The sequence below is a fragment of the Rhodovulum sp. HP10 genome (assembly GCF_047553435.1).
GTDB lineage: Bacteria > Pseudomonadota > Alphaproteobacteria > Rhodobacterales > Rhodobacteraceae > Rhodovulum.
In genome coordinates this window covers 3,214,745-3,241,574 of the sequence record NZ_CP180201.1, presented here as the reverse complement: position 1 = coordinate 3,241,574, position 26,830 = coordinate 3,214,745, and the positions used below count along the sequence as shown (strand labels likewise).

Annotated in this window: 22 protein-coding genes; 15 read left to right on the top strand and 7 right to left on the bottom strand. The window is 69.0% G+C overall.

Features of this window, described 5'->3' with window-relative positions; translation table 11 throughout:
• Positions 1–196 precede the first annotated feature (196 nt).
• From ACK8CO_RS15145 to ACK8CO_RS15100, 10 genes are all read left to right on the top strand, one after another.
• Positions 197–1,030, top strand: coding sequence for an alpha/beta fold hydrolase (locus tag ACK8CO_RS15145; protein WP_414897158.1), 834 nt, complete (start codon positions 197–199; stop codon positions 1,028–1,030).
• On the top strand, positions 1,027–2,007 hold the full coding sequence (locus tag ACK8CO_RS15140; RefSeq protein WP_414897157.1) for a threonine ammonia-lyase: 981 nt from the start codon (positions 1,027–1,029) through the stop codon (positions 2,005–2,007). Before ACK8CO_RS15145 ends, ACK8CO_RS15140 begins: the two co-directional genes overlap by 4 nt.
• A gap of 442 nt (positions 2,008–2,449) precedes the next feature.
• Positions 2,450–3,244 carry a 3-oxoadipate enol-lactonase gene (gene pcaD / locus ACK8CO_RS15135; RefSeq protein ID WP_414897156.1) on the top strand — a complete coding sequence of 265 codons (795 nt, stop codon included), beginning with the start codon at positions 2,450–2,452 and terminating at the stop codon, positions 3,242–3,244.
• Positions 3,245–3,362: 118 nt separating this feature from the next.
• Positions 3,363–4,076 carry an alpha/beta fold hydrolase gene (locus ACK8CO_RS15130; RefSeq protein WP_414897155.1) on the top strand — a complete coding sequence of 238 codons (714 nt, stop codon included), beginning with the start codon at positions 3,363–3,365 and terminating at the stop codon, positions 4,074–4,076.
• On the top strand, positions 4,073–4,918 hold the full coding sequence (locus ACK8CO_RS15125) for a 3-keto-5-aminohexanoate cleavage protein (RefSeq protein ID WP_414897154.1): 846 nt from the start codon (positions 4,073–4,075) through the stop codon (positions 4,916–4,918). The genes ACK8CO_RS15130 and ACK8CO_RS15125 overlap by 4 nt, the downstream gene beginning before the upstream one ends.
• A gap of 55 nt (positions 4,919–4,973) precedes the next feature.
• A complete protein-coding gene (locus ACK8CO_RS15120) occupies positions 4,974–6,215 on the top strand; it encodes a TCR/Tet family MFS transporter (protein ID WP_414897153.1) in 1,242 nt (413 codons plus the stop codon).
• Positions 6,216–6,324: 109 nt separating this feature from the next.
• A complete protein-coding gene (locus tag ACK8CO_RS15115; RefSeq protein ID WP_414897152.1) occupies positions 6,325–7,395 on the top strand; it encodes an efflux RND transporter periplasmic adaptor subunit in 1,071 nt (356 codons plus the stop codon).
• Complete coding sequence (locus tag ACK8CO_RS15110; protein WP_414897151.1) at positions 7,392–8,462, top strand: efflux RND transporter periplasmic adaptor subunit; 1,071 nt, start codon at positions 7,392–7,394, stop codon at positions 8,460–8,462. The genes ACK8CO_RS15115 and ACK8CO_RS15110 overlap by 4 nt, the downstream gene beginning before the upstream one ends.
• Complete coding sequence (locus ACK8CO_RS15105) at positions 8,459–11,518, top strand: efflux RND transporter permease subunit (RefSeq protein WP_414897150.1); 3,060 nt, start codon at positions 8,459–8,461, stop codon at positions 11,516–11,518. The genes ACK8CO_RS15110 and ACK8CO_RS15105 overlap by 4 nt, the downstream gene beginning before the upstream one ends.
• 529 nt (positions 11,519–12,047) lie before the next feature.
• A complete protein-coding gene (locus tag ACK8CO_RS15100) occupies positions 12,048–13,580 on the top strand; it encodes an acetyl-CoA hydrolase/transferase family protein (protein WP_414897149.1) in 1,533 nt (510 codons plus the stop codon).
• A 304-nt stretch (positions 13,581–13,884) separates the two neighbouring features.
• On the opposite strand, the gene ACK8CO_RS15095 is transcribed toward ACK8CO_RS15100, so the two are convergent.
• Positions 13,885–15,027: a Do family serine endopeptidase gene (locus ACK8CO_RS15095; RefSeq protein WP_080617093.1), complete on the bottom strand. Its 1,143-nt coding sequence runs from the start codon at positions 15,025–15,027 to the stop codon at positions 13,885–13,887.
• A gap of 231 nt (positions 15,028–15,258) precedes the next feature.
• Here ACK8CO_RS15095 and ACK8CO_RS15090 point away from each other — a divergent pair, with 231 nt between their 5' ends.
• Both ACK8CO_RS15090 and ACK8CO_RS15085 read left to right on the top strand, forming a co-directional pair.
• A complete protein-coding gene (locus tag ACK8CO_RS15090; RefSeq protein ID WP_080617094.1) occupies positions 15,259–15,930 on the top strand; it encodes a response regulator transcription factor in 672 nt (223 codons plus the stop codon).
• Between the two features lies 1 nt (position 15,931).
• Entirely contained in the window at positions 15,932–17,323 is a 1,392-nt protein-coding gene (locus ACK8CO_RS15085; RefSeq protein ID WP_414897148.1) for an ATP-binding protein, read from the top strand.
• Here ACK8CO_RS15085 and ACK8CO_RS15080 read toward each other — a convergent pair.
• From ACK8CO_RS15080 to ACK8CO_RS15055, 6 genes are all read right to left on the bottom strand, one after another.
• Complete coding sequence (locus ACK8CO_RS15080) at positions 17,295–18,602, bottom strand: short-chain fatty acid transporter (protein WP_414897147.1); 1,308 nt, start codon at positions 18,600–18,602, stop codon at positions 17,295–17,297. The two genes, ACK8CO_RS15085 and ACK8CO_RS15080, sit on opposite strands and share 29 nt — an antisense overlap.
• Positions 18,603–18,712: 110 nt before the next feature.
• The gene (locus tag ACK8CO_RS15075; protein WP_414897146.1) at positions 18,713–19,414 is read right to left on the bottom strand and encodes a tellurite resistance TerB family protein; all 702 of its coding nucleotides are present in this window, start codon (positions 19,412–19,414) and stop codon (positions 18,713–18,715) included.
• 122 nt (positions 19,415–19,536) lie between these two features.
• Complete coding sequence (locus tag ACK8CO_RS15070) at positions 19,537–20,544, bottom strand: SIP domain-containing protein (protein ID WP_414897145.1); 1,008 nt, start codon at positions 20,542–20,544, stop codon at positions 19,537–19,539.
• A gap of 179 nt (positions 20,545–20,723) precedes the next feature.
• On the bottom strand, positions 20,724–22,094 hold the full coding sequence (locus ACK8CO_RS15065) for a glutamate--cysteine ligase (RefSeq protein WP_414897144.1): 1,371 nt from the start codon (positions 22,092–22,094) through the stop codon (positions 20,724–20,726).
• A gap of 60 nt (positions 22,095–22,154) precedes the next feature.
• Complete coding sequence (locus ACK8CO_RS15060) at positions 22,155–22,676, bottom strand: hypothetical protein (protein ID WP_414897143.1); 522 nt, start codon at positions 22,674–22,676, stop codon at positions 22,155–22,157.
• Positions 22,673–23,407: a 16S rRNA (uracil(1498)-N(3))-methyltransferase gene (locus ACK8CO_RS15055; protein ID WP_414897142.1), complete on the bottom strand. Its 735-nt coding sequence runs from the start codon at positions 23,405–23,407 to the stop codon at positions 22,673–22,675. The genes ACK8CO_RS15060 and ACK8CO_RS15055 overlap by 4 nt, the downstream gene beginning before the upstream one ends.
• Before the next feature lie 13 nt (positions 23,408–23,420).
• On the opposite strand from ACK8CO_RS15055, the gene ubiA reads away from it, so the two are divergent.
• The 3 genes from ubiA to ACK8CO_RS15040 all read left to right on the top strand — a co-directional run bounded on the left by ubiA (position 23,421) and on the right by ACK8CO_RS15040 (position 26,817).
• On the top strand, positions 23,421–24,410 hold the full coding sequence (ubiA, locus tag ACK8CO_RS15050; RefSeq protein ID WP_080617100.1) for a 4-hydroxybenzoate octaprenyltransferase: 990 nt from the start codon (positions 23,421–23,423) through the stop codon (positions 24,408–24,410).
• 63 nt (positions 24,411–24,473) lie between these two features.
• Positions 24,474–26,504 (top strand): OmpA family protein, encoded by a 2,031-nt coding sequence (locus ACK8CO_RS15045; protein ID WP_414897141.1) that lies wholly within the window; start codon positions 24,474–24,476, stop codon positions 26,502–26,504.
• On the top strand, positions 26,491–26,817 hold the full coding sequence (locus tag ACK8CO_RS15040) for a hypothetical protein (protein WP_080617102.1): 327 nt from the start codon (positions 26,491–26,493) through the stop codon (positions 26,815–26,817). Before ACK8CO_RS15045 ends, ACK8CO_RS15040 begins: the two co-directional genes overlap by 14 nt.
• Positions 26,818–26,830: the final 13 nt, after the last annotated feature.

Here is a 26,830-nt window from a genome sequence, read left to right as displayed (position 1 = left end):
CGGCAGCGGCATGGCGTAGCCTTCCCCCCTTCCCGCCCTTGTGCCAATCTCGCCTCTCGAGGGAGGATGCCATGCCGATCACCACCTGTATCTTCGATGCCCCTGCCATGCGTTCCGAGGTCCCGGCCGCCGCCGGGCCCGGCCATGCCCGTCTTGCCGGATGCGCCGCGATCCCGCCCCTTGCGGAGGCCCTGTCATGACCCGCTTTGCCGCCGATGACGGACGGATGCTCGCCTATGACGACCAGGGCCAGGGGACGCCGCTTCTCTGTCTGGCCGGGCTCACCCGCAACATGGACGATTTCGAGCCGGTGCTCGACGCCTTCGTCGCTCGCGCCCGGGTGATCCGGCTCGACACCCGCGGCCGTGGCGGCTCGGACCACGACCCCGACTTCATGAATTACAACCTGATCCGCGAAAGCCGCGACGCGCTGAACCTTCTCGATCATCTCGGGCTGGACCGCGTGGCGATCCTCGGCACCTCGCGCGGCGGGCTGATCGCGATGATGCTGGCCGCCAGCCACAAGGAGCGGCTGGCCGGGGTCTGCCTGAATGATATCGGCCCGCTGGTCGAGCCCCGCGGCATGGCCCATATCATGTCCTATCTGGGCCTGCCGCCCGGCTATGCCGATTATGACGAGGCTGCCTCGCAGCTGGCCCTGAAGATGAACGACCGCTTCCCCGGCGTCGGCCGCGACCAGTGGCGCGCCCATGCGCGCAGGCTCTGGGACGCCACCCCCGAGGGGCTCGCCCTGCGCTACGATCCGGCGCTGCGCCATGCGGTGATGGAACAGTCGGCAGCCGATGCCCTGCCCGATCTCTGGCCGCTGTTCGATGCCCTCGAAGGGCTGCCGCTGGCGCTGATCCGCGGCGTGCATTCCGACATTCTCTCGCCCCAAACAGCGGCCGAGATGCGCCGTCGGCGCCCCGACATGATATTTGCGGAAATCCCCGATCGCGGGCATACACCCTTTCTCGACGAACCCGCCGCGGTGGCGGCCATCGCGACCCTGCTGGAGCGTATCGCATGACCATGGACCTCATCAAGGCCGCCGCCGCCCGCCTCGCCGGCAAGGCGCGGATGACGCCGCTGCTGTCCTCGCCCTTTCTCGACGAGATCGCCGGCCGGCGCGTTCTGGTGAAGGCCGAATGCCTGCAGCATACCGGCAGCTTCAAGTTCCGCGGCGGCTGGTCGGCCCTGTCCGCGCTGACGCCCGAGGCCCGTGCCCGCGGCGTGATCGCCTATTCCTCGGGCAACCATGCCCAGGGCGTGGCACTGGCCGCGCGGATGACGGGCGCGCCCGCGGTGATCGTCATGCCCTCGGACGCCCCCGCCCCCAAGATCGCCAATACCCGCGCGCTCGGCGCCGAGGTCGTGACCTATGACCGCGCCACCGGTGACCGCGATGCCATCGGCGCCGAACTGGCCGAGGCCCGCGGCCTGACGCTGGTGCGCCCCTTCGACGAGCCGCAGGTGATCGCGGGCCAGGGCACCTGCGGGCTCGAGATCGCGGCGCAGGCCGCCGATGAGGGGATCGCGGCGGCCGAGGTGCTGGTGCCCTGCGGTGGTGGCGGGCTGACCTCGGGCGTGGCGCTCGCGCTTGAGGCGCGGGCACCGGGGTTCCGGGTCCGCCCGGTCGAACCCGAGGGCTTCGACGATGTCGCCCGTTCGCTGGTCTCGGGCCGGATCGAGACCAATACCCGCCGCGCGGGCTCGCTTTGCGACGCAATCCAGACCCCCGCCCCCGGTGCGCTGACCTTCCCGGTCATGGCCCGACTTTGCGGCCCGGGGGTCGCTGTGACCGAGGACGAGGCGCTGCGCGCCATGGCCGCCGCCTTCCACTGGCTGAAGATCGTGCTCGAACCCGGCGGCGCGGTGGCGCTGGCGGCCGCGCTGTACCATCCCGGTGCGGTCGCTGGCGAAGCCGTCATCGCCATTGCCACAGGCGGCAATGTCTCGGACGAGACCTTCCGCATGGCCCTTGACCGCCATGGGAACGCGACCTGACGCCTTGCACCATTGCAACATTCTGGATCCAGCCGTCGATCATCCAGAAACTGGCCTATTTTTCTTTTTTAACAGAGATTTTGGCCGAGACTGCTCCAAGACAGGGCGGGGCGGAAGGCCAACTGGACCGGACGTTTTCCAACATCCCGGGCCTTCAGCGGGTCTTCGCCCCCCGCAGCTCTGCAACATGCCGGCGCGCGGCTCCGAACGCGACCGGGCGTCGACGCGTCATTTCGACCCCGACGGCTCCAGGCGGATCGGTGTCACGAGCCATTTCGACATCTGTTGCAGCCACATCGTCGGCCACGCCCGGCCCGAAACGCCCTCCGCCCGGATCGGTTCGGACCATGGTCCCGGGGATGGCCTTCTCCCGCGTCGCACCGATTGACGCTCCCGAGCCGGTCGGCCATCCTGCGCCCCGGTCCCGATGAGGAGGCACCGCATGAAGATCGCCGAGCTGGACGATGTGGCCCTGCATTATCGCGAGGATGGCCCGCCGGACGGCGCGCCCGTCGTCTTTGCCAATGCACTTGGCTGCGATCTGCGGATCTGGGATGGCGTGATCGAGCGCCTGCCCACGGGGCTGCGCGCCATCCGCTACGACATGCGCGGCCATGGCCTGTCCTCCTGCCCGCCCGGCCCCTATTCCATGGGCGCGCTGATCCGCGATGCCGAACGGTTGCTCGAGGCTCTGGCGGTGCGCGACTGCGTCTTCGTCGGCCTGTCCATCGGCGGGATGGTCGCGCAGGGGCTGGCGGTCAAGCGACTCGATCTGGTCCGGGCCATGGTGCTGTCGAACACCGCCGCCAAGATCGGCACCCCTGCGACCTGGCAGGACCGCATCGAGACGGTGCGCAAGGGCGGCATCGCGGCCCTGTCCGAGGCCACGCTGACGCGCTGGTTCTCACGCCGCTATCGTCAAAACCCTGACTGCGCGCTCTGGCAGAACATGCTGAACCGGCAGCCGGTCGAGGGCTATCTGGGCTGCTGCGCTGCGATCTCGGGCACCGATTTCTACACGCCCACCGCCAGCCTCACCCTGCCGACCCTTGTCCTTGCCGGCAGCGAGGACGGCTCTACCCCGCCCGATCTGGTGCGCGAGACCGCCGATCTGATCAAGGGCGCGCGGTTCCACCTGATCCGCGGCGCGGGCCATCTTCCCTGCATCGACCGGCCCGAGGACTATGCTGCGGTTCTGACCACCTTCTTGCGCGATATCGGCCATCTCGACGGCTGACCCGGAGGGAGCAGACATTCCTTTTTCGACCCCCCCCCTTGGACAAGACCGTTATAAGGCAGCAAATAGAGACAATGAATTTTCATATTCGAACTTTTCCGATCTCCGAGGTCCCCGCATGCCCCGCTTTCTGCTGATCCATGGGTCCTGCCATGGCGCCTGGTGCTGGCGCGACGTGCTGACGGCGCTCCACAGGGCCGGGGCCGAGGCGCGGGCCATCGACCTGCCCTCGCACGGGGCCGACCGGACGCCGCTTGCCGATGTCACACTCGATCTCTACGCCGACGCGATCCTCGACGCGATCGACGCGCCGGTCATCCTCGTCGGCCATTCGATGGCGGGTTTCCCGATCTCGGCCGCGGCCGAGAAGGCGCCCGGGAAGATCCGGTCTCTGGTCTATGTCTGCGCCTATGCTCCGGTTACGGGCCTGTCGCTCGTCGACATGCGCCGCGCCGCGCCACGTCAGCCGCTGCTCGACACCATAGTCAAATCCGAGGACCGGGTTTCCTTCAGCTTCGATCCCGAGAAGGTTCGCGAGACGCTCTTTCACGATTGCTCCGACGAGGCTGTGGCCGATGCCAAGGCCCGGCTCGGGCCTCAGCCGATCCTGCCCCAAGCCACGCCGATTGCCCTGAGCGCGCGTTATGCCTCTGTTCCAAAACGCTATATCCGCTGTCTGCAGGACCGCGCCATTCCGCCCGAATACCAGGCCACGATGACAGCGGACTGGCCCGCCGATCGCGTCGACACGCTCGACTGCTCGCATTCGCCGTTTCTTGCCCAGCCCGAGGCGCTGGCCGCGCTTCTGCTCAAAGGCGCCGACACACCATGACCAAGCCCTGCATCATCTGCGCCGCCATCACCGGCTCTGTCGCCCGCAAGGAAGACAATCCGGCAGTGCCGATCAGCATCGCCGAGCAGATCGAGAGCCTGCAGGACTGCTTCGAGGCGGGCGCCGCCATTGCGCATTGTCATGTCCGCAACGACGACCAGAGCCCAAGCTCGGACCCCGAGGCATTCGCCCGCCTGATGGAGGGGATACGCCGGTATTGCCCCGGCATGATCGTGCAATTCTCGACCGGCGGCCGCTCGGGCGCGGGCGCGGCCCGGGGCGGGATGCTGCCGCTGCGCCCCGAGATGGCCTCGCTTGCGGTCGGATCGAACAATTTTCCGACCCGGGTCTACGGGAATCCGCCCGATCTGATCGATTGGCTGGCCTCGGAAATGCAGAAATACGATGTGAAGCCCGAAATCGAGGCCTTCGATCTGAGCCATATCTTCCAGGCGGTGAAGATGAGCCGGGACGGCCGCCTGAAGGCGCCGCTTTACGTTCAGTTCGTCATGGGCGTGAAAAACGCGATGCCCGCCGACCGGCCGAGCTTCGAATTCTATGTCGAGACGCTGAAGCGGATCGCCCCCGATGCCGAATGGTGCGGCGCGGGGATCGGGCGCCATCAGATCGAGGTCAATGAGTGGTCGATCGCGCTGGGCGGCCATACCCGCACCGGGCTCGAGGACAATGTCCGGCTCGACCGCGACAGATTGGCGCCCTCGAATGCCGCACTGGTGCGGCGCGCGGCCGAGATTTGCGCGCGCCACGAGCGCCCGGTGGCAAGCCCCATTGAGGCCCGCGCGATCCTCGGCCTGCCTCCTGCCCCCGCGAAGGGGGTTTGAACCGGACCCGCGACCGGTCTATGCGAAGGGCGTTCTGTCCCGCGGAAGGCCCGCCATGCCCCAGCCCCCGACCCGTCTTCCGATCGTCTTCATCCTGGTGACGCTGGTGCTCGACGCCATCGGGATCGGGCTGATCCTGCCGGTGATGCCGGATTTGATCCGCGACATCGACGGCGGCACGGGCCTCGGCCAGGCGGCGGTCTGGGGCGGGATCCTGTCCACCGTCTTCGCGGTCATGCAGTTTCTCTGCGGCCCGACCGTCGGCAGCCTCTCGGACCGGTTCGGCCGCCGCCCGGTTCTGCTGATCTCGCTGGCGACGATGGCGCTCGACTATGTGGTCATGGCGCTGGCGGGCTCGATCTGGCTGTTGCTGGCCGCACGCGTCGTCGGCGGCGTCACCGCCTCGACCCAGGCCACCGCCAGCGCCTTTCTGGCCGATATCTCGAAACCCGAGGAGAAGGCCGCCCGCTTCGGCATGGTCGGCGCCTCTTTCGGGATCGGCTTCGTGATCGGGCCACTCATCGGCGGGTTCCTGGGCGAGCTGGGCCCGCGCGCGCCGTTCTGGGCCGCCGCGGGCCTTGCCACGCTGAACCTGATCTTCGGCGCGCTCGTTCTGCCCGAGACCGTCACCGACCGCATCCGCCGCCCGTTCGAGTGGCGCCGCGCGAACCCCTTGGGCGCGTTCCGCGCCATCGGCCGTCTGCCCGGCATCCGGCCGCTTCTGCTGCTGTTCTTCCTCTATGAATTCGCGATGTTCATCTATCCGGCGATCTGGGCCTATTTCACCCAGTACCGCTTTGGCTGGAGCACGGGCACCGTCGGCATTTCGCTGGCGATGTTCGGGATCGGGGTCGCCATCGTGCAGGGCGGGCTGATCCGCGTCGTGCTGCGGGTGATGGGCGAGCGGATCGCGGTCTGGTATGGGCTTTGCTACAATTTCGTGGCCTTCATCGCCATCGGCCTGATCGGCAACGGCACCGCCGTTCTGGTGCTGACACCGATGATCGCGCTGGGCGCGGTGGTGACGCCCGCGCTTCTGGGCATGATGTCGAAGGCCGCCGAGGACAACCAGCAGGGCGAGTTGCAGGGCATGGTCAGTTCGCTGCGTTCGGTGGCGATGATCGCCTCGCCGCTGGTGATGACCCAGACCTTCTTCCTGTTCAGCCGCCCCGACGCGCCGCTGCACCTGCCAGGCGCCCCCTTCCTGCTGGCCGCGGGCGTGATGGTGGTCTGCGCCCTGGTCTTCGCGCTCAGACGCGCCGCGACCGGCGATGCCAGGATCCGGAGCGGCGCCTGATCCGATGCCCCGGCGCGGCCGGGACAGGCGCGTATTGACAGATTTGCAACCATGGGAAAGGTATGCCTCTGATCGGGAGGCACGATCCGCCCCTTGAGCATCGGAGTGCATGTTGATCGCCAGCCTGCGAGGGATCCGCATCCTGGGCGTACTGCCCCTGCTGTTTGCCTCGGCCCCGGCCGGGGCGGACGAGCCGCTTTCTGTCGAAATTCTCCGGATCGATCCCCGGCCCTCCGAGATCACCTATACCCTGACCGGGACCATCGAGGCGGTCGACGACTACCCGGCCTCGTTCCGGGACGGCGGCCGCATCATCGAGGTCGCGGTCGAAACCGGCGATGCGCTTGAACGCGACGACGTGATTGCGCGGGTCGACGCCACCGAGGCCGGGGCGCGGCTGAGATCCGCCGAAGCGGCGCTGCAGGCGGCCGAGGCCGCCCTCGTGCAGGCACGCCAGGCCCGCGACCGCGCAGCAAACCTGCTTGACGAGGGCAACGGCACGCAATCCGATCTCGATGCCGCGGTGCAGGCCTTCCTGTCGGCGCGCTCCGAGCGCGACCAGGCCACGGCCCGGCGCGCGGTGGCCCGGCGCGCGGCCGAGGATACCGTGCTGCGGGCGATCGAGCCCGCTATCGTCATCCGCCGCTCGGCCGAGCCGGGCCAGGTCGTGCCGGCGGGCCAGGCGGTGGTGACGCTGGCCAATCGCGGCCCGCGCGACGCGGTCTTCCAGGTTCCCGACATTCCCGAACTCGACGCCTTTCTCGGCAGCGACGTGCGCCTGTCGCCGCTGGATGGCGGCCGGGGCTGCGATGCCGCCGTGACGGAACTGGCGCCGGTGGTCAGCGGCAATGGCACCGTCCAGGCCAAGGTCCGGATCGAGGGCGAGGCAGCCGGGCGCTTTTCGATCGGCCAGCCGGTCGTGGGCGTCGTGACACTCGGCCGCCCGACCGCGCTGGTGGTGCCATGGACCGCCCTGACCGCCACTGCGGACGGCCCCGCCGTCTGGACGGTCGATGCAAAGGACAACCGGGTCCGGCTGGCTCCGGTCAAGATCGACGGCTATTCGGACAGCGGCATCCGCATCGTCGGCGGCCTGTCCGAGGGCGCGGCGGTCGTGGGCGCAGGCTCGCAATACCTCTTCCCCGGACGAGAGGTCCAGCCGCTGGAGGCCACGAAATGAGCCGCCTTCTCGCACTTGTGCTCGCGCTTCTGCCGCTGACAGCCTCCGCCGACAGCCACGCCTGCAACGGGCGCGCGGCCGAGATCCGTCCCGTCGTCTCGGAAACGGTCAGCGCCGATCCCACCCGCCAGCGCGCCTTTGCCGGCATCGTGGCCGCGGCCCACAGCGCCGATCTGGCCTTCCAGACCATTGGCCGGGTCGCCCGGGTTGCGGTCGATCCCGGCGACCGCGTCTCCGAAGGGGATATCCTGGCCAGCCTGGACCGGGTCGACCTGCAGGAAGACGTGGCCTCCGCCCGCGCGGCGCTGAGCTCGGCCGAGGCCGAGGCCGCCTATGCAAGGCAAAGCCACGAGCGTGTGCGCATCCTTGCCGAACGCGGCATCGCTCCGATGGCCCAGCTCGAGAAGGCGCAGGCCTCCAGGGAAAGCGCCGAGGCCCGGGCCGAGGCCGCGAGGGCCGATCTGGCCCGCGCCCGCGAGGCACTGGGACATGGCACGCTGCGTGCCCCGAATGATGGTATCGTGCTGTCGACCGCCGTCGAGGCGGGAACGGTGGTCGCCGCCGGGACCCCGATCCTGACGCTGGCCGATCTCAGGGGCCGCGAGGCGGTGATCGATGTGCCGGGCGAATTTCTGCAGGTCCTGCCGCCCGACGCCCGGTTCGATGTCGTCATCCATGCCGAGGACGCCACCAAGCGCCCTGCCCGCCTGCGCCTGGTCGAGCCGGTGCTAGGGGACAACATCCGCACCCGCCGCCTGCGCCTCACGATCACCGAAGGGGCCGAAGATTTCCGCATCGGCAGCCTCGTCTCGGCAACCCTCGCCCGGCTCGATCTGCCGGTGATGACGCTGCCGCTCACCGCGCTGGCAGGAACCGCCGAGGCGCCCGCCGTCTGGCGCATCCTGCCGGAGGACCGCCGCGTCGTGCGGGTGCCGGTCGAGACCGGCCGCCGGCTGGCCGACCGGATCGAGATCACCCGCGGGCTTTCGGTCGGGGACGAGATCGTGGTCAAGGGCGCGGCCTGCCTCGGCGAGGGGCAGACCGTCGGCCCGATGGTGACGCCATGACCCGGCGCTTCAACCTCTCGGACTGGGCGCTCGGGCATCGTTCGCTGGTCTGGTTCCTGATGATCGTCTCGCTCGTCGCGGGCCTGCTCGCCTATCTGTCGATGGGCCGCGAGGAGGATCCCTCCTTCGCGATCAAGGTCATGGTGGTCTCGGCCGCCCTGCCCGGCGCCACCGCCGAAGAGACCGTGACCCAGGTCACCGACCGCATCGAGAAGAAGCTGCAGGAGATCGACCAGCTCAAGTTCACCCGCTCGGTCACCTATCCGGGCCGCTCGGTCGTCTATGTCGAGCTGCGCGACGATACCCGGGCCGAGGCGGTCGACGCCACCTGGCTTCGGGTCCGCAACATGATGTCGGACATCCGGAGCGAGTTTCCCTCGGAATTCGCGGGTTTCTCCTTCGATGACGATTTCGGCGACGTGTTCGGCAGCATCTACGCCTTCGTCGGCGACGGCTTCACGCCGCGCGAGATCGAGGACCGGGTCGAGGACGTCAAGGCCGAGATCCTGCGGCTCGATCAGGCCGGAAAGGTCGAGCTGGTGGGGGTCCGCGCCCCCGAGATCCATATCGAGTTCTCCAACCGCCGGCTTGCCGCGCTGGGGCTCGACCGCGAGGCGGTGCTGGAAACGCTCGCCCAGGAAAATGCCATCGTCCCCTCGGGCACGATCCGCACCGCGGGCGAGCGCATCCTGATCCGGGTGACCGGGCAATATGCCTCGGCCGAGGACCTGGCCGCCACGCCGCTGCGGACCGGCGACGTGTTCTATTCGCTCTCGGATGTCGCCGATGTGACCCCGGGCTACGAGGATCCGCCGGCCGAGCTGTTCCGCTATAACGGGCATGAGGGCATCGCGCTTCTGGTCGGCATGCGCGAGGGCGGCAACATCCTGAAATTCGGCGCCGAGCTCGAGGCGCTGATGGACCGGGTGGCCCAGCGCCTGCCGGTCGGCATCGAGCTGCACAGGGTCGCCGATCAGCCGAAGGTGGTCGAGGAGTCGGTCGGCCATTTCACCCGGGCGCTTGCCGAGGCCGTGCTGATCGTGCTGGCGGTCAGCTTCATCTCGCTGGGGTTCAGGGCGGGGATGGTGGTGACGCTGTCGATCCCGCTGGTGCTGGCCATGACCTTCGTGCTGCTCGACGTGATGGGGATCACGCTGCAAAGGGTATCGCTCGGCGCGCTCATCATCGCGCTCGGGCTTCTGGTCGACGACGCGATGATCGCCATCGAGACCATGATCTCGCGGCTCGAGATCGGCGAAAGCCTGCACAAGGCGGCCTCCTATGCCTGGACCTCGATCGCCTTTCCGATGCTGACAGGCACGCTCGTCACCGCCGCGGGCTTCATCCCGATTGCCTTCAATTCCAGCCAGGCGGGCGAATATACCCGCTCGCTGTTCTACGTGATCGCGATATCGCTGCTTCTGAGCTGGGTCGTGGCCGTGCTGTTCGCCCCGATCCTGGGCACCACCTTCCTGCCCAAGAAGCTGCGCCATGCCCATAAGGGGCCGGGGCCGCTCCGGCGGGGCTTCCGCCGGCTGCTGCTTCGGGCGATGCACTTGCGCTGGCTCACCCTCGGGCTCACGGCCCTTCTGTTCGCGGGCGCGGTCTTCGGCCTCGGCCATGTCGAGCGGCAGTTCTTTCCCACATCGGAGCGGCCCGAGATCGTGGTCGAGGTGAGCTTGCGCCAGAACGGGGCCTTCGCCGCGACCGATGCCGCGATCGCAGCCTTCGAGGACTGGCTCGGCAAGCAGCCCGAAGCCAGCTTCATCACCGCCTATATCGGCCGCGGCGTGCCGCGCTTCGTGCTGACGCTGGACCAGCCCACGCCCAGCGAGAATATCGGCCAGCTCGCGATCATGACCCCCGATCTCGCCGCCCGCGACCGGCTGCGCGAGAAGATCGCCGCCTATGACCGCGCCCATCCCGAGGCCGTTTTCTATACCCGGCTGATCGAGCTCGGCCCACCGGTCGGCAAACCCGTGCAATACCGGCTGTCGGGCCCCGAGATCGCGCCGCTGCGCGACCGCGCCCGCGATCTTGCCGCCCTGCTCGACCGCGACCCGCGCCTGACCTCGATCAGCCTCGACTGGTCCGAGCCCGCCCGCGTGGTCCGCGTCGTGCTGGACCAGGCGCGGCTGCGGCAGCTTGGCCTGACCCAGTCCGACGTGGCGCAGACGCTTTACGGGCTGTTCGACGGCTCCGGCGTGACCGAGTTCCGCGACGGCCGGAAGCTGGTCAACGTGCTGGCGCGGGGGGTGGCCGCCGACCGATCGACCGTGGCCGCGCTGGAGACGCTGCAATTCGGGAACGCCGCCGGCACACCGATCCCGCTTCTGTCCATCGCGCGGCTCGAATGGACCACCGAACAGCCCGAGATCCACCAGCGCGACCGGGTGCCCACCATCACCGTGGGCGCCGCGATCCGGGGAAGCGAGCAGCCCGCGACCGTGGCGGCGGATCTCGCCCCGGTCATCGCCGAGTTCGCCTCCGGACTGCCCGCCGATTACCGGATCGCGCTTGGCGGCTCGGCCGAATCGAGCGCCGAGAGCCAGGCGCCGATCCTGCAGGTCGTGCCGGTGATGGTGCTCTGCATCCTGACGCTGGTGATGATCCAGATGCAGAGCTTCCGGCTGCTGTTCATCGTTCTGGCGGTGGCTCCGCTGGGTCTGATCGGCGTGGTCGCGGCGCTGCTGCCCTCGGGCGCGCCGCTCGGCTTCGTCGCCTTGCTGGGGGTGCTGGCGCTGGTCGGCATCCTGATCCGCAACTCGGTGATCCTGATCCACGAGGTCAGCGTCCTGAGCCGCGCCGGGCGCAGCCCCTGGGACGCGGTCTACGAGGCCTCCGACAGCCGCGCGCGGCCGATCCTGCTGACCGCGGCCGCGGCAAGCCTCGCACTGATCCCGATCGCGCGCGAGGTGTTCTGGGGCCCGATGGCCTTTGCCATGATGGGCGGGATCATCGCCGGAACCGGCATCACGCTGCTTTTCGCCCCCGCGCTTTATTGCGTCGTGTTCCGCATCCGCCCGCCCGCGCCGGACGCCCGGCCCGGGGCCTGACCCCCGGGGCCGGGATGGCGCCCAGGACGGCTCTCTGCCCCCCTCCTTCCCTGCCTGAATCGCCCCGAATCATCTTTCCGAAACCGGGAAATGACGCGCCGGAGATCGCCTCGCCCCGGCATCCGGCCGCCTCCCTGGGCCCGGTCTCGCGGCAGCGGCGGGCCGGGCCGGGCGACTGGCCTGCGGCAAAAGGCGCCAGCCGATGCGCATGAAAACGCCGGTCAGTCCGCGTCCGGCGGAATCTCTGAAAAGGACATTCACCTGAAAGGCTAACAATCGCACCCGAAGACATCCGGGCAGGGAAACCGGGCAAATGCCGCAAATCACATATCTGAAATGACCCATTTGCGCTGAGCGCATGGCAGCCATGCCTTCGTTGCCCCTTGCTGTCCGGCGCGGCAGTCTGTCCAAGAAGATCGGAACCGTGGGATCTTCCCGACCGCCCAGGGCCGGAATACCCACCGAGACACCGGCACTTCCCCGCTCCGGACCGGATGGTCCGCATGGGAAGCACGAGGAGGAGGATCCCATGACCGTCGCCCAACCCATTGCGTCCCGAATAGCCGATCCGACGCTGCGCAGCCGCGTGATGAGCGCCGAGGACGCCGCGGCCCTGATCGCGCCCGGCTCGACCATCGGGATGAGCGGCTTCACCGGGTCGGGCTATCCCAAGTCGGTGCCGATGGCGCTGGCCGCCCGGATCGAGGCAGAACATGCCGCGGGCAATCCGTTCCAGGTCAAGGTCTGGACCGGCGCCTCGACGGGCCCCGAGCTCGACGGCGCGCTGGCCAAGGCCGGCGGCATCGAATTCCGCCTGCCCTACAACTCGGACCCGATCGCGCGCGAGAAGATCAACGCGGGCGAGATGAACTATTTCGACATGCATCTGAGCCAGGTCGCGCCGATGGCCTGGCAGGGGTTCCTGGGCAAGCTCGACACCGCCATCGTCGAGATCTCGGGCATCACCTCCGACGGCCAGCTGATCCCGTCCTCTTCGATCGGCAACAACAAGACCTGGCTCGACCAGGCCGATCAGGTGATCCTCGAAGTCAATCGCTGGCAAAGCGAGGCGCTGCGGGGCATGCATGACATCTATTACGGCACCGCCCTGCCGCCCCATCGCCGCCCGATCCCGCTCTCGAGCCCGAACGACCGCATCGGCCAGCCCTATTTCCGCTGCGACCCGAAGAAGATCGCGGCCATCGTCGAGACCGACGCGCCGGACCGCAACGCCCCCTTCAAGGCGCCCGACGAGGTGGCCCAGGCCATTGCCGGGCACCTGCTGGACTTCTTCCTGCACGAGGTCGCCAAGGGCCGCCTGCCGCAACATCTGCTGCCGCTGCAATCGGGCGTCGGCAATGTCGCGAACGCGGTGCTGACCGGGCTGATGAACTCGCCCTTCGAGCAGATGACTGCCTATACCGAGGTGATCCAGGACGGCATGCTGGAACTGCTTGACGCGGGCAAGCTGCGCAGCGCCTCGGCCACCGCGCTGTCGCTGAGCCCGAGCGCCGCCGAATGGTTCAACGACCGCGCTTACCGCTTCCGCGACAAGCTGATCCTGCGGCCGCAGGAAATCTCGAACCACCCCGAGCTGGTGCGCCGGCTGGGCTGCATCGCGATGAACGGGCTGATCGAGGCCGATATCTACGGCGCGGTGAACTCGACCCATATCATGGGCTCGCGAATCCAGAACGGCATCGGGGGCTCGGGCGATTTCGCCCGCAATGCCTATGTCTCGATCTTCATGACGCCGTCGACCGCGAAGAATGGCAAGATCTCGGCCATCGTGCCCAAGGCCGCCCATATCGACCACATCGCCCAGGACGTGCAGATCATCGTTACCGAACAGGGGCTGGCCGATCTGCGCGGCCTGGCGCCCCGGCAGCGCGCCGCCCAGATCATCGAGAACTGCGCCCATCCCGACTACCGCCCCGCGTTGCGAGACTATTACAAACGCGCGATGGAGGGCTCCTTCGGCAAGCATGCGCCGCATCTCATGGACGAGGCGCTGTCCTGGCATGCGCGCTTCGTCAGGACCGGCTCGATGAAGGAAGAGTGAGCCTCGCAAGAGGCGGGCCTGCCCCGGGCCGCAACCGGACATGAAAAGGCCCCGCCCCCGGGGGTTTGAGGGCGGGGCAAGGTCGGCCCCGGTGTCCGGCCGGGGCTTGGGAGTATCCTGCCGGCCCCGGGGGCAAGGACCGGGTCCGGCCCTGTCGCACCGGCCCGAAGGCCGGAACGCCAGTTGTCAGGGCCCTGGGCCCTCCCCGGCCCGGGCGCGGGACTTGCCCGGACGGGGAGAGCTTCGGCCTCAGGCAGCCGGGCACCGGAGGGTCTGGCGCCCGGCCGCCTGTCGCGGTCGGCCCTCAGGCCGGCCGATCCGCGCGGTTGCCGAGGGTGACGGAGACATCCATCGACTTGCCCGCGCGCAACAGGTTCAGCGACACCTCGGTGCCGGGCGCGTCGGAGGCGATGAAGCGGGTCAGATCGCGCGGCCCGCTCACCTTCTGGCCATCCACCGCCAGCACGATATCGCCCTTCTTCAGCCCCGCCCTGGCAGCCGGGCTGTCGGCGGTCACATCGACGATCATGGTGCCGCGCGGGCTGTCGAAGCCCAGCGCCGCGGCCACTTCCTCGCTGACCCCGCCGATCTGCACGCCGAGGAAACCGCGATCGACCTGGCCGCCCTTCTCGAGATCGGCCACGACCGATTTGGCCATGTCCGAGGGCACGGCGAAGCCGATCCCGACCGAGCCGCCGGTGGGCGACAGGATCGCGGTATTGATGCCGACGACATCGCCCTCCTCATTGAAGAGCGGCCCGCCCGAATTGCCCTTGTTGATGGCCGCATCGGTCTGGATGAAATTGTCGAAGGGCCCCGAATTGATGTCGCGGCCCAGAGCCGAGACGATGCCGCTGGTGACGGTCTGGCCAAGCCCGAAGGGATTGCCCATCGCCACCACCGGCTGGCCGACCTTCAGCGCGTCCGAGGCGCCGAAATCGACATGGGGCAGGTTCTGGCCGTCGATCTCGATCAGCGCGATGTCGGTCGCCGTGTCGGCGCCCAGCACCTTGCCGCCGAAGCTGCGGCCGTCGGCCAGCGTCACGGTCACGCTGTCGGCGCCGTCGACCACATGGGCATTGGTCACCACCTTGCCATCCTGCGAGATGATGAAACCGGTGCCGACGCCCTTCAGCCGCGGCGCCTGGCCATGCGGCCCCTGCGGATAGCCCGGCATTGGCATGCCGAAGCGTCGGGCGAATTCCTCGAAGGGGAAGTCGTCGGGGAACTGGAAGTTCTGCATCTGCGCCTGGGGTGCGGCCTTCTCGACCTCGATCGTCACGACGGCGGGCGCGACCCGCGACACCAGATCGACATATCCGCCCGCAGGCGCCGCGGCGGCATTGGCCGCCGGCACCGCATGATCGAGGCCGATCCCCGCCGTCGCCCCGAGGAGCGCGGCGAGCGCCACGGCCGAGACGGCATTGCGCTTGGCTTTGTTCGACATTTCCCTGGTCTCCTGAACTGGGGGCATCTTTCCCGGCCTCACGCCGGCTACGGGACCAAGATGGCGGCCCCGGATTGCGGCCGCATCCCCGCAAGGATTACATTCCTGCAATCGCTCTCACGTGCCGGTGACAGCGCCGAAACCCGGGCCTCGGGACGGTTGAACGCCCCCCGCGCGGCGCCATAGTGAAGCACAGTCGCGTCAAGGATCGGGGTCCGGAGGCCGTTCGCCATGAAACTGCTCGTCGTCGAGGACGATCCAACCACTGCCCAGTTCATCGCCCGGGGGCTCGGCGAGGAAGGCCATTCGGTCGATTGTCTCGACAATGGCCGCGACGCGCTGACCCGGGCGCTGGCCACGGCCTATGACGTGATGGTGGTCGACCGGATGCTGCCCGAGCTGGACGGGCTGTCGCTGGTGCGCGCGCTGCGTGCTGCCCATGTCACCACGCCCGCGATCTTCCTGACCTCGATGAGCGGGGTCGACGACCGCATCGACGGGCTCCGGGCGGGCGGCGACGACTATCTGGTCAAGCCCTTCGTCTTCGGCGAGCTCTCGGCCCGGATCGAGGCGCTGGGCCGCCGCCCGCCGATGCAGGAGACCGAGACCGTGCTGAAGGCGGCCGATCTCGAGATGGATCTGGTGCGCCGCAGCGTCACTCGGGCGGGCCGCAAGATCGAGCTTCTGCCGCGCGAATTCGCGCTTCTGGAGCATCTGCTGCGCCACAAGGGCCGGGTGCAGACCCGCACCATGCTGCTGGAATCGGTCTGGGACATCAATTTCGACCCGCAGACCAATGTGGTCGAGACCCATATCAGCCGGCTCCGCGCCAAGGTCGACAAGCCCTTCGACAGGGAACTGATCGCCACCGTGCGCGGCGCGGGCTACCGGATCGGCGACTGAGATGGCCGGCATCGCGGTCTCGCTCACGCATCTGCTGCGCTCGACCCCGGTCCGGCAGGCGCTGGCGCTGGTCGCGGTGGTGGCACTGGCGAACCTGCTGTCGCTGGGCGGCGCGTATCTGACGCTGCGCGCCGATCTGGTGCGCGCGATCCGGGCAGATCTGGCCGGGGATCTGGCCAGCTTCGAGATCAGCGCCACCCCGGCCGCGCTGTCGGCCATCGTCCAGGCGCGGGCGCGGGCGACCGACCCGGCCAAGAAGGTCACGGTGTTTCTGGCGGCCGGCGGGCGGCAGGTCGGCAATGCCCGGGCCATGCGCCAGGGCGACGACATCCGGCTCGTGCCGGACGAGCAGCCGCTGGGGGCTGCGGGCTATCTGCACGAGGTCCGGCCGCTGGCCGGGGGACTGCTGATCGTGGCCGAGAGCCTCGCCCCGATCGCCGAGCTGCGCCGCACCTTCCTGTCGCTGCTGGCCTTCAGCCTCGGGCCCACCGTCCTGATCTCGCTGGGCGTCGGCGTGCTGATCGCCCGGCGCACCGCGCGCCGCGTGGATGGCATCGAGGACACGCTCGACCGGCTTTCGGCGGGCGATCTCAGCGCCCGGCTGCCGCCCGACCCGGTCCCGGCCGACGACCTGTCACGGATCGGCGCCGGGGTGAACCGGCTGGCCGCGCGCCAGGAAGCCGCAACCGAGGCGCTGCGCCAGGTCACCGCCGACATCGCCCATGACCTGCGCACACCGCTGCAGCGGATCTCGGTGCTGATCCAGGATCTGCGCGCAAGGCTGCCCGACGAGAGCGAGCCCGCCGAGCTGGCCGACCGCGCCAGCGCCGAGGTCGACCGCGCGGTCTCGGTCTTCCGCGCCATGCTGGAGATCGCCCAGATCGAGGGCGGTCAGGCCTCGGCCCGGGTCCAGCCATTCGATCTCGGGCTCACCGTCCGGCAGGTGGTCGAGCTGTACCAGCCCTCGGTCGAGGATGCGGGCCACTGCCTGAGCCTCGCCTGCCCCGGGACCGGCCCGACCGTGCGGGGCGAGCCCAGCCTCATCGCCCAGGCGCTGGCCAATCTGATCGAGAACGCGCTGCGCCACACGCCCCAGGGCAGCCGGATCGACATTGCCGTCAGCGCCGATCCGCCCGGACTGATCGTGGCCGATGACGGCCCCGGCGTGCCAGAGGCCGAGCGCGGCAAGGTCCTGCGCCGCCTCTACCGGCTGGAGCGCAGCCGCACCACGCCGGGCCACGGGCTGGGCCTGTCTCTTGTCGCGGCCATTGCGGGCCTGCATGGCGCCGAGCTGACGCTCGAGGACAACGCCCCGGGCCTGCGGGTCCGCCTTGTCTTCCCCTCCGATGCCGGCGGCCTGCCTGCTACAGGAAGCTCAGACCCAGCGCGATGATGACCCCGCTCACGACCAGCTGAACCACGCAGAAGCCCATGATGTCCTTGGCGTTCAGCCCGGCGATGGCGAGGATCGGCAGGGCCCAGAACGGCTGCACCATGTTGGTCCAGGCATCGCCCCAGGCCACCGCCATCGCAATGCGCGCCTGATCGACGCCCAGCGCCTCGGCCGCGGGCAGCATCACCGGCGCCTGCACCACCCATTGTCCGCCGCCCGAGGGCACGAAGAAATTGACGATGCCCGCGCTGATGAAGCCCCAGAAGGGCAGGCTCTCGGCGCTGGCAAACGAGGTCAGCCCGTCCGAGATCGAGACCGCCAGCCCCGACCCCGCCATGATCGCCATGATGCCGGAATAGAACGGGAACTGGATCACGATGCCCGCGCCGCTCTTGACCCCTTCGGCCAGCGCATCGAGCAACCGCCGCGGCGTGCCGTGCAGAATGATCGCGACGAAGAGGAACAGGAAGTTGATCGAGTTCAGCGTCAGCCCGCCGCCGCCGAGAAAGTCGATCACCAGCCAGGCCAGCCCCGCGCCGCCGATGATCCAGGACAGGATCGGCGAATTCTCGATCCGGTCCGAGGGCCGGTGGGTCGGCCCGCCGCCGAATTCGGGCTCTTCGAGCTTTGCCGGATCGACGACCATCTCATGGCCGGATTTGGGCAGCATCAGCCAGTTGACCAGAGGCACGGCAATGAAAAGCGCCGCGACGATGATCAGGTTGAACCCCGCGAAAATGGTCTCGGAGGTGCCGATGATCCCGATCTGGTCCTCGAAGGTGTGGCCGGGCGTCGCGATCGCCAGCGGGATCGAGCCCGCAAGACCGCCATGCCAGACCAGAAAGCCCGAATAGGCCGAGGCGACCAGCAGCCGGTAATCGACCGCGACGCGGCGGGCGACGGCCTTGGCCAGCAGCGCCCCCACCACCAGACCGAAGCCCCAGTTGATCCAGCTCGCCAGCAGCGAGACCAGCGTCACCAAGAGGATCGCGCGGGCCGGGGCGCGAGCGGTGTCGGCGATCCGGTTCAGAATGCCCCGTACCGCAGGCGTCGAGGCCATCATGTAGCCCGTCACCAGCACCAGCAGCATCTGCATCGAGAAGGACAGCAACGTCCAGAAGCCGTCGCCCCACATCTCGATCACCGCAACCGGCGAGCGCCCCTCGAACAGCACCGCGGCCGCCATCACGACGATGGTCAGGATGATCACGAAAACATAGGGGTCCGGCAGGTAGCGCTCGAACACGCGCACCAGCGGCCTTGCCACAACCGAAAGCATATCCATTCCTCCCAAATGGCTTTGGCCAGACCTAGCCTGCGGAAGGAAAAGTTAAACCTGCGGTCTTTTGTCCCGCCCCGACAACGTCGCGATGACGCCCGGACGGGCGATCACTCCCCGGCCTGACGGCGCGCCGCTCCGGCCTCGAGGTCGAGATGCCCGCGCAGGCCCTCGGGCAGTGCCAGATGGCGGGCCAGATCGTCGAGATAGCGCCGCTCGTCGGGCGTGTCGGGATCGACCGCCAGGGCCGAGGCCAGGTACAGCTCGGCCCGCTGGGCATCGGTCCGCGCCGGGCGCGCGGCGTCTGCCGGATCGGCGGGGGCGGCGAAACTGTCGAACAGCGCGGCCTTTTCCTCGGCCCCGAGGCCCAGCGCCTCGATCCGGTCGCGGATGCGGCGATGTTCCTCGCCGTCGATATGGCCGTCGGATTTCGCCGCGAGGATCATCGCGCGCAGCACCGCCAGCCGGAAATCCTGCCCGGCGCTGTCGCGCTCCTGTGCCATGTCGAAGCCGCTCTCGGCGGGCGGCGGCGGCAGATGCAGCGGATCGGCCTCGGTGCCCGAGGGGCGGTTCTGCTGCCAGTCGCGCCAGGCCTTGTAAGCGAGCCCGCCGACCGCGGCCATGCCGCCATAGGTCAGGGCCTTGCCGCCCAGCTTGCGGGCCTTCTTGCTGCCCAGAAGCAGGGCCACCAGCCCGCCTGCGGCCGCACCGCCCGCAAGCCCGCCCGGCAGCGTCGACCCGCCCTGCCCCCGATCCTGTCTCGGGGCCTGCCCCGAGCCCAGCGCCTCCTGCAGCAGCCGTTCGATATTCATGGCGCCTCTCCCTTTCGCGTGATCCAGGCAGAGCTATGGACCGGCCCGCCGCCCTTCAAGGCAACCGGCCCCACGCGATCTGAACTTCCCGCGAGCGGAAGGTCTGCCGAAGCGCCGACTGCTCAGCGCCAATAGGCGACGGCCAGGAACCGCTCGCGCGGCAATCCGCGTGCGGTCAGCCGGCGCCGCGCCTCGCGTGCGATCTCGTCGCGGGCGGCGAACCAGACGAAGCCGCCCGGCCCCGGATCGGCCGCATCGAGCGCCTCCAGAAGATCGCCGATGCGCGTCACCCGCCGGTCGGCCCCCAGCGCCGCCAGATCCCCGGGCGAAGCCGTGACCCAGGCCTGCGCGGGGGCTTCGGACAGCCGCAGGATCCGCAGGATCGCAGGCAACGCGGTCTCGTCGCCGAAAAGCAGCAGCGGATCGCCCTCGGGCAACCAGCCGCCGCCCGGTCCCATGATCCCGACCGGCGCCCCCGGAACGATGCCGCGCGCCCAGTCGCAGGTCGGACTGCCGGGATGGTCGAAGATGTCGATATCGATCCAGTCCGCCCCCAGATCGGCAACGGTATAGACGGCCCGGTGCAGCGCATCGGCCCCCTTGGGCCAGTCGACCCGCGCCGTCGCGCCGATCCGCGGCCAGAGCGGCTCCCGGTCCCGGGGCGGGATCAGAAGCCGGAAATGCAGACCGGTCGAAGCGAAGCGGCTCGCATCGGCCAGCCCGACCCGCAGCCTCAGAAAGCCCGGCGCGCTCTGGCGGCAGGATATCGCCACACCGATGGAAAGGCCCGGGGCCAGGGCCCCCGCCGCCACATCGTCCCAGCCGATCTCGAGACCGCATTCGGCCAGCGCTTCGGTCACGCTGTCCTGCGCCGCACGCAGATAGCGGTCGTCAGGCGCGGTGATCTCGATGCCGAGCCCCGTCCCCGCCCCAGTCTCTGTCCCGGTCTCTGTCTCCGGCCCGATCGGCCGCATAACCACCCGAGAGCCCCGAAGATCTAGGATCACGCCCTGGGCGGTTTCGGACACCGCCAGCTCCCATTCCATGGCCCGCGCGCGCAGCGCCGCCATGGCGTCTTCGGCATTTCCGGCCACATGCCCGCGCGTGCGCTGCGTTGCTTCGATCCCCAAGGCGGCCCCCTCCTGTTGCAGCTCATTTCCGAGTGTTTTTATCAACTACCGGAAATCGAAATGCAAAGCCCTTCTTGCAACCCGGCCGGGGACGGGCTGGCACAACACGGCCGCCCCGCCCCGGTCAGAGGGGCGGAGAGGCGGAGAGGCGCAGGAGCGGGCCGCGATGCCGGTCCCTGTCAGTAGCTGAAATCCGCGTAGATCCGGCTCAGATCGCCGTTCCAGTCGCCATGGTAATGGTCGAGCAGCTCGTCGGCCGGGGTCTTGCCGGTCTCGACGCTGTCCTCCAGCGCATGCAGGAAATGGCGCTCGTCCTGGACCATGCCGCCCAGCCCGGGCCGGGCGCGGGCCTTGAGCCCGCCGCGGGCGATATCGATCACCTGCCGGGCAAGGCCCAGCATCTTCACGCCATTCACCTCGGCATCGAGCCCGTCGGTGGCGGCGGCGACGCGCCAGGCCTCGCGGGTCTCGGCATCCCAGTCCTTGACCAGATCCCAGGCGGCATCGAGCGCGCCCTGATCGTAGGTCAGCCCGACCCAAAGCGCGGGAAGCGCGCAAAGCCTGCGCCACGGCCCGCCATCGGCGCCGCGCATCTCGATGAATTTCTTCATCCGCGCCTCGGGGAAGATCGTCGTCAGGTGATCGGCCCAGTCCGACAGCGTCGGCACCTCGCCCGGCAGCGCGGGCAGACGGCCAGCCATGAAATCGCGGAAGGACTGGCCCAGAGCGTCGATATAGCGGCCGTCGCGATAGACGAAATACATCGGCACATCGAGGGCATAGTCGACATAGCGCTCGAAGCCGAACCCGTCCTCGAAGACGAAGGGCAGCATGCCGGTACGCGCCGCGTCGAGATCGCGCCAGACCCGGCTGCGCCAGGATTTCATGCCATTGGGCTTGCCGTCGAGGAAGGGCGAATTGGCGAACAGCGCGGTCGCGACGGGTTGCAGCGCCAGCGCCACCCGCAGCTTCTGCACCATGTCGGCCTCGGAGCCGAAATCGAGATTCACCTGGACCGTGCAGGTCCGGTACATCATCGTCTTGCCCATGGTCCCGACCCGGTCCATGTAATCGGTCATCAGCCGGTAACGCCCCTTGGGCATCATCGGCATGTCCTCATGGCTCCAGATCGGGGCGGCGCCGAGGCCGATGAAGCCGACGCCGATCTCGTCGGCCACGCCCTTCACCTCGCGCAGATGCTCGGTGACCTCGTCGCAGGTCTGGTGGATGGTCTCGAGCGGCGCGCCCGACAGTTCCAGCTGGCCGCCCGGCTCGAGGCTGACATTGGCGCCGTCCTTCTGCAGCCCGATGAGGTTCTCGCCCTCCATCACCGGCGCCCAGCCATGGCGGTCGCGAAGCCCCTCCATCACCGCCTTGACCGAGCGCGGCCCGTCATAGGGAATGGGCTTCAGCGCATCCTTGCAATAGCCGAATTTCTCGTGCTCGGTGCCGATCCGCCAATCGGGCTTTGGCTTGCAGCCCGAGGCCAGGTACTCGGCAAGCTGCGCATGGGATTCGATCGGGCCGCCGCCTGACTGGGGAATGGACATGGGCCAGCGGCCTCCATTTGTTCGCTCGTTTTCCGGCCAAGACCTGCGATGCGGAGGGGCTCAAGTCAAGGCCGGGCGGTCGATCCTCGACCAGACCGTCACCGGCCCATCTTCCGCGGAACGGTCGAGCGCCGAGAGAATGGTGCGCGGATTGGCGCAGGGCAGCGCCATGAAGACGTCAAACAGCGCTTCGGCGCCCTGCGCCGAGGCCGGGATCGTGACCGCCGGAAAGCGGGTCTGGGTCAGCCGCCAGCCCCGCGCGCCGGTCTCGTCGAAGACCATCTCGATGGCGCGGATCTCGCTCAGCGCGACGAAGCCGCCGCCATGGGGTGCCAGATAGGTAATCTGCCCCTCATCGACCCGCACGAGGCCGGGGCCGTCGCCCGGAATGCGGAACCGGGCGCGGCGGAACGCGACGAAGCCGAGCGCGAGGCCCAGCCCCAGCGCCAGCAGGCCCAGCGCCTGGAAGAGATACCCGCCCAGCCCGAAGATCCACAGTCCGGCCAGCGCCACCGCGCCCGAAGCGATCAGCTCGCGCCAGCGGGACAGCGCCGCGACCGCCTCGGGCCGCAGGAAGCTCACCCCCAGTCCCCCAGCGCCTGCTGCCAGACCGTCAGCGCGGCCACGGCGGCGGTATCGGCGCGCAGAACGCGCGGCCCCAGACTGACTGGATGGGCGAAGGGCAACGCCCGCAGCCGGGCGCGTTCGGAGTCGGAAAACCCGCCTTCGGGCCCGATCAGGATCGCCCAGGGGCCCTTCGCCGCCGCGCCCAGCACCTGCCCAGCCCCCACCAGCGCCTCGTCGCAGAACATCAGGTGGCGGCTGTCATCCCAGCCATCGAGCAGCGCCGAGAGCTTCTGCAACTCGGCCACCTCGGGCACGAAGGTGCCGCCGCATTGCTCGGCAGCCTCGATCGCATGGGCCTGCAGCCGGTCGCGGCGGATGCGCTCGGAATTGGTGAAATCGGTCTGCACCGGGCAGATCCGGGCCGCGCCCAGCTCGGCCGCCTTCTCGACGATGAAATCCGTTCGCGTTTTCTTGATCGGCGCGAAGCACAGCCAGAGATCGGGCGGAAGCTGCAGCGGACGGGTCCGGCTGCGACAGATCAGCACCCCCGCACGCTTCTTCGCCTCGGCCACATCGGCCAGCCATTCCCCTGATTTACCGTCGAAAACCAGCACCGGATCGCCCGGAACCAGTCGCATCACGGCAAACAGGTAATGCGCCTGGTCGCCGGTCAGAGGAACGGTTTGCCCTTCCCCCAAGGGCTGCTCTACATAGAGCCGGATTCTTGCAGACCGAACATCGCTCATGGGGGTCATTGTTATGTCCGACATCGCCGAAACGCCAGAGGCCCGCAGCACGGCCCACCGTCAGACCGTTGGCCAGGTCGCCGATGCCGTTCAGGGCAACTGGGTCGACCGCCTCGCCCCGGCCTGGACCCGCCCCTATCTGCGTCTGTCCCGCGCCGACCGGCCGGTCGGCACCTGGCTTCTCTATCTGCCCTGCCTCTGGGGCGTGACCCTGGCCGCGGCCTCGACCGGGTTCCGCTGGTTCGATCTGTGGATCGTGCTGGGCTGCGGCATCGGCGCCTTCCTGATGCGCGGCGCGGGCTGCACCTGGAACGACATCACCGACCGCAACTTCGATGGCGAGGTCGCGCGCACCCGCTCGCGGCCGATCCCCTCGGGACAGGTCACGGTCGCGCAGGCGGTGTTCTGGATGGTGGTGCAGTCGCTGGCCGCCTTCCTGATCCTGATCACCTTCAACATGAACGCGATCCTGATGGGCGTGGGCTCGCTGGCGCTGGTCGCGATCTATCCCTTTGCCAAGCGCTTCACGTGGTGGCCGCAGATCTTCCTTGGCCTCGCCTTCAACTGGGGCGCGATGCTGGCCTGGGTCGCCCATACCGGCAGCCTGACCCTCGCCCCGGTCCTGATGTATCTCGCGGGCATCGCCTGGACCGTGTTCTACGACACCATCTATGCCCACCAGGACAAGGAGGACGACGCGCTGATCGGGATCAAGTCGACCGCGCGTCTCTTTGGCGAAGACACGCCTTACCGCCTGCGACAGCTGCTTCTGGGCGCGACCGCTCTGATGGTGCTGGCGGCGCTGCTGGCGCTGCTGCGCCCCGCGGGCGGTGCGGCCGCCTTCCTGGGGCTTGCCGGCGCGCTGGGCTTTGCCTTCCACATGGCCTGGCAGCTCTCGCAACTCGATACCGACGACAATGACCGCTGCCTGTCCCTGTTCCGCAGCAACCGCGATGCCGGGCTGATCCCGGTGCTTTGCTTCGGCCTCGCGATCCTGGCCTGAGCCCCACCGCCCCAATGACGATCACGAAAGGGCCCCGATGACACACCAAGCCAGGACAGGCCGATGCGACGCCTTCTTCACAAGCTGATCGTTCCCGGCGTCTTCGCGCTGGCAGCACTCGTCTGCCTCGGCGCCGCGCTGCTTGCGGTGGAGAGCATCGAAAGCCAGGCCCGGCAGGCAACCCGGGAGGCCCTGCAGGCGCGCGGCATCGACTGGGCCAGCGCCCGCACCGACGGCATGCTGATGCGACTCTCGGGCACCGCTCCCGACGAGGCCGCGCGGTTCCACGCCCTCGCGGCCGCCGGCAGCGTGGTCGACAGCACCCATCTGATCGACGAGATCGAGATTGCCGCCCCGAACCCGGTGGACGGCCCGCGCTTCTCGATCGAATTGCTGCGCAACGATACAGGGATCTCGGTGATCGGGCTGATCCCGCAAAGCTCGCGCACCGAGGCGCTGGCCAACGAGCTGTCGCGGATCGCCGGGCGACTGCCAGTGACCGACATGATGGATGTCGCCGAGGACCCGGCGCCCGATGGCTGGAATGGCGCGCTCGGGTTCGGGCTGACCGCACTCGAGCGGCTGAAACGCTCGAAGGTCTCGATCACCGCCACGCGCGTGGCCGTCACCGCGATCTCGAACAGCGCCGAGGACAAGGCCAGGCTCGAAGGCGAGCTGCGCCGCACCGCGCCGAAGGGGCTCGAGCTCGTGCTCGAGATCTCGGCACCCCGCCCGATCATCGCCCCCTTCACCCTGCGCTTCCTGATGGACGACGAGGGCGCCCGCTTCGATGCCTGCGCCGCCGATACCGAAGCCGCCGCGGCGCTGATCATGGCCGCCGCACGCGAAGCCGGCGCGCCCGAGGACACCAGCTGCACCCTCGGGCTCGGCGCCCCCTCGGCCGATTGGGGGCAGGCCGCCGCCCGCGGCATCTCGGCGCTCGCGGAGCTCGGCGGGGGCAGTCTCACCTTCTCGGACACCGACGTGACCCTCGTCGCCGCCGCTGGCACCACGCCTGCGCTCTTCGACCGGGTGAGCGCCACGCTGAAGAACGACCTGCCCGAGGCGTTCAAGCTTCATGCGGTCCTGCCGGCACCGCTCAAGGCCGAGGCCACGGCCGGACCCGCCGAATTCATCGCCACGCTGAGCCCCGAGGGCCTGGTGCAGCTTCGCGGCCGCGCCACCGACGGCATGGTGCGCGATGCGACCGAAAGCTATGCGCGGTCGCGCTTCGGCAGCCGGCAGGTGCATTCCGCGCTGCGGCTCGACCCCGCCTTGCCCGAGGGCTGGCCGGTCAGGATGCTGGCCGGGCTCGAGGCGCTGGCGCAGCTGCGCAACGGCTCGGCCATCGTCCAGCCCGATTTCGTGCAGATCAGCGGTCTGACCGAGGACAAGACCGCCCGGGCGCGGATCGCGCAGATCCTCTCCGACCGCCTGGGCAATGCACAGAATTTCGACATCAACATCACCTATCGCGCCCCGGCAGAGACCGAGGGCGCCGGCCAGACCGACCCGGCTGTCTGCGTGGCACGGATCGACGCGGCGCTTGCCAAGCGAAAGATCACCTTCGACCCCGGCTCGGCCACCATCGACGGCACCTCTCTGCGGGTGGTCGATGAAATCGCAGACATCCTGCGCGACTGTCCGCGCGCGAAGATGGAGATCGCGGGCTATACCGACAGCCAGGGCCGCGACGAGATGAACCTGCGGCTCAGCCAGTCCCGCGCCGATGCCGTGGTCGATGCGCTGATGGCCCGGCGCGTGCTGGTCGGCAACCTGACCGCCAGGGGCTATGGCGAGGTCGACCCTGTCGCCACCAACGATACCGAAGAGGGGCGCGAGGCCAACCGGCGGATCGAGTTCCACCTGATCGACGACGGCGCCTCGACGGAAGACGCCACCGAAGAGGCGGAGGACAGCGAGGCGAGCGACGCCGGGACCGGCGATGCCGGGCAGGAAGCTGCCGCAGAGGATGACGTCAGAGCGGATGACGTCGAAGCGGATGACGAGAGCGGCGAAGCCACCCCGGCCGCCACAGACGAGGACACACCGGCCGAAGCCGGCGAAGAGGACCCGACCGATGGACAGGACTGAATTCATTCTGGTCACCAGCGTCATGCTGTTCGTGGCCTTCGCCCTGGGCTGGGTCGCCTGCTGGCTGGTGCAGCGGCTCGGCCGCACGACCACCGCCGACATGGGCGAACTCGACCGCATGGCCCATGCCCTGCACGAGGCCGAGGAGGCGCGCGATCAGGCGGTGGGCTATCTCGAACAGCGCGAGGCCGAGCTGACCAACCAGCTGAACCAGACCGAGGCCGAACTGAACGCGGCGATGGACGGGCTTCAGCATTCCCGCCAGGAGGCCGAGGAACTGCGCGCCTATATCGAGCGGATCAACGCCCGCTGAACCCCGAGCCGCC

Coding starts and splice junctions, on each gene's coding strand:
- ACK8CO_RS15145 (WP_414897158.1), top strand. CDS start 197: ATGACCCGCTTTGCCGCCGATGACGGACGGATGCTCGCCTATGACGAC.
- ACK8CO_RS15140 (WP_414897157.1), top strand. CDS start 1,027: ATGACCATGGACCTCATCAAGGCCGCCGCCGCCCGCCTCGCCGGCAAG.
- pcaD (WP_414897156.1), top strand. CDS start 2,450: ATGAAGATCGCCGAGCTGGACGATGTGGCCCTGCATTATCGCGAGGAT.
- ACK8CO_RS15130 (WP_414897155.1), top strand. CDS start 3,363: ATGCCCCGCTTTCTGCTGATCCATGGGTCCTGCCATGGCGCCTGGTGC.
- ACK8CO_RS15125 (WP_414897154.1), top strand. CDS start 4,073: ATGACCAAGCCCTGCATCATCTGCGCCGCCATCACCGGCTCTGTCGCC.
- ACK8CO_RS15120 (WP_414897153.1), top strand. CDS start 4,974: ATGCCCCAGCCCCCGACCCGTCTTCCGATCGTCTTCATCCTGGTGACG.
- ACK8CO_RS15115 (WP_414897152.1), top strand. CDS start 6,325: ATGTTGATCGCCAGCCTGCGAGGGATCCGCATCCTGGGCGTACTGCCC.
- ACK8CO_RS15110 (WP_414897151.1), top strand. CDS start 7,392: ATGAGCCGCCTTCTCGCACTTGTGCTCGCGCTTCTGCCGCTGACAGCC.
- ACK8CO_RS15105 (WP_414897150.1), top strand. CDS start 8,459: ATGACCCGGCGCTTCAACCTCTCGGACTGGGCGCTCGGGCATCGTTCG.
- ACK8CO_RS15100 (WP_414897149.1), top strand. CDS start 12,048: ATGACCGTCGCCCAACCCATTGCGTCCCGAATAGCCGATCCGACGCTG.
- ACK8CO_RS15095 (WP_080617093.1), bottom strand. CDS start 15,027: ATGTCGAACAAAGCCAAGCGCAATGCCGTCTCGGCCGTGGCGCTCGCC.
- ACK8CO_RS15090 (WP_080617094.1), top strand. CDS start 15,259: ATGAAACTGCTCGTCGTCGAGGACGATCCAACCACTGCCCAGTTCATC.
- ACK8CO_RS15085 (WP_414897148.1), top strand. CDS start 15,932: ATGGCCGGCATCGCGGTCTCGCTCACGCATCTGCTGCGCTCGACCCCG.
- ACK8CO_RS15080 (WP_414897147.1), bottom strand. CDS start 18,602: ATGCTTTCGGTTGTGGCAAGGCCGCTGGTGCGCGTGTTCGAGCGCTAC.
- ACK8CO_RS15075 (WP_414897146.1), bottom strand. CDS start 19,414: ATGAATATCGAACGGCTGCTGCAGGAGGCGCTGGGCTCGGGGCAGGCC.
- ACK8CO_RS15065 (WP_414897144.1), bottom strand. CDS start 22,094: ATGTCCATTCCCCAGTCAGGCGGCGGCCCGATCGAATCCCATGCGCAG.
- ACK8CO_RS15055 (WP_414897142.1), bottom strand. CDS start 23,407: ATGAGCGATGTTCGGTCTGCAAGAATCCGGCTCTATGTAGAGCAGCCC.
- ubiA (WP_080617100.1), top strand. CDS start 23,421: ATGTCCGACATCGCCGAAACGCCAGAGGCCCGCAGCACGGCCCACCGT.
- ACK8CO_RS15045 (WP_414897141.1), top strand. CDS start 24,474: ATGCGACGCCTTCTTCACAAGCTGATCGTTCCCGGCGTCTTCGCGCTG.
- ACK8CO_RS15040 (WP_080617102.1), top strand. CDS start 26,491: ATGGACAGGACTGAATTCATTCTGGTCACCAGCGTCATGCTGTTCGTG.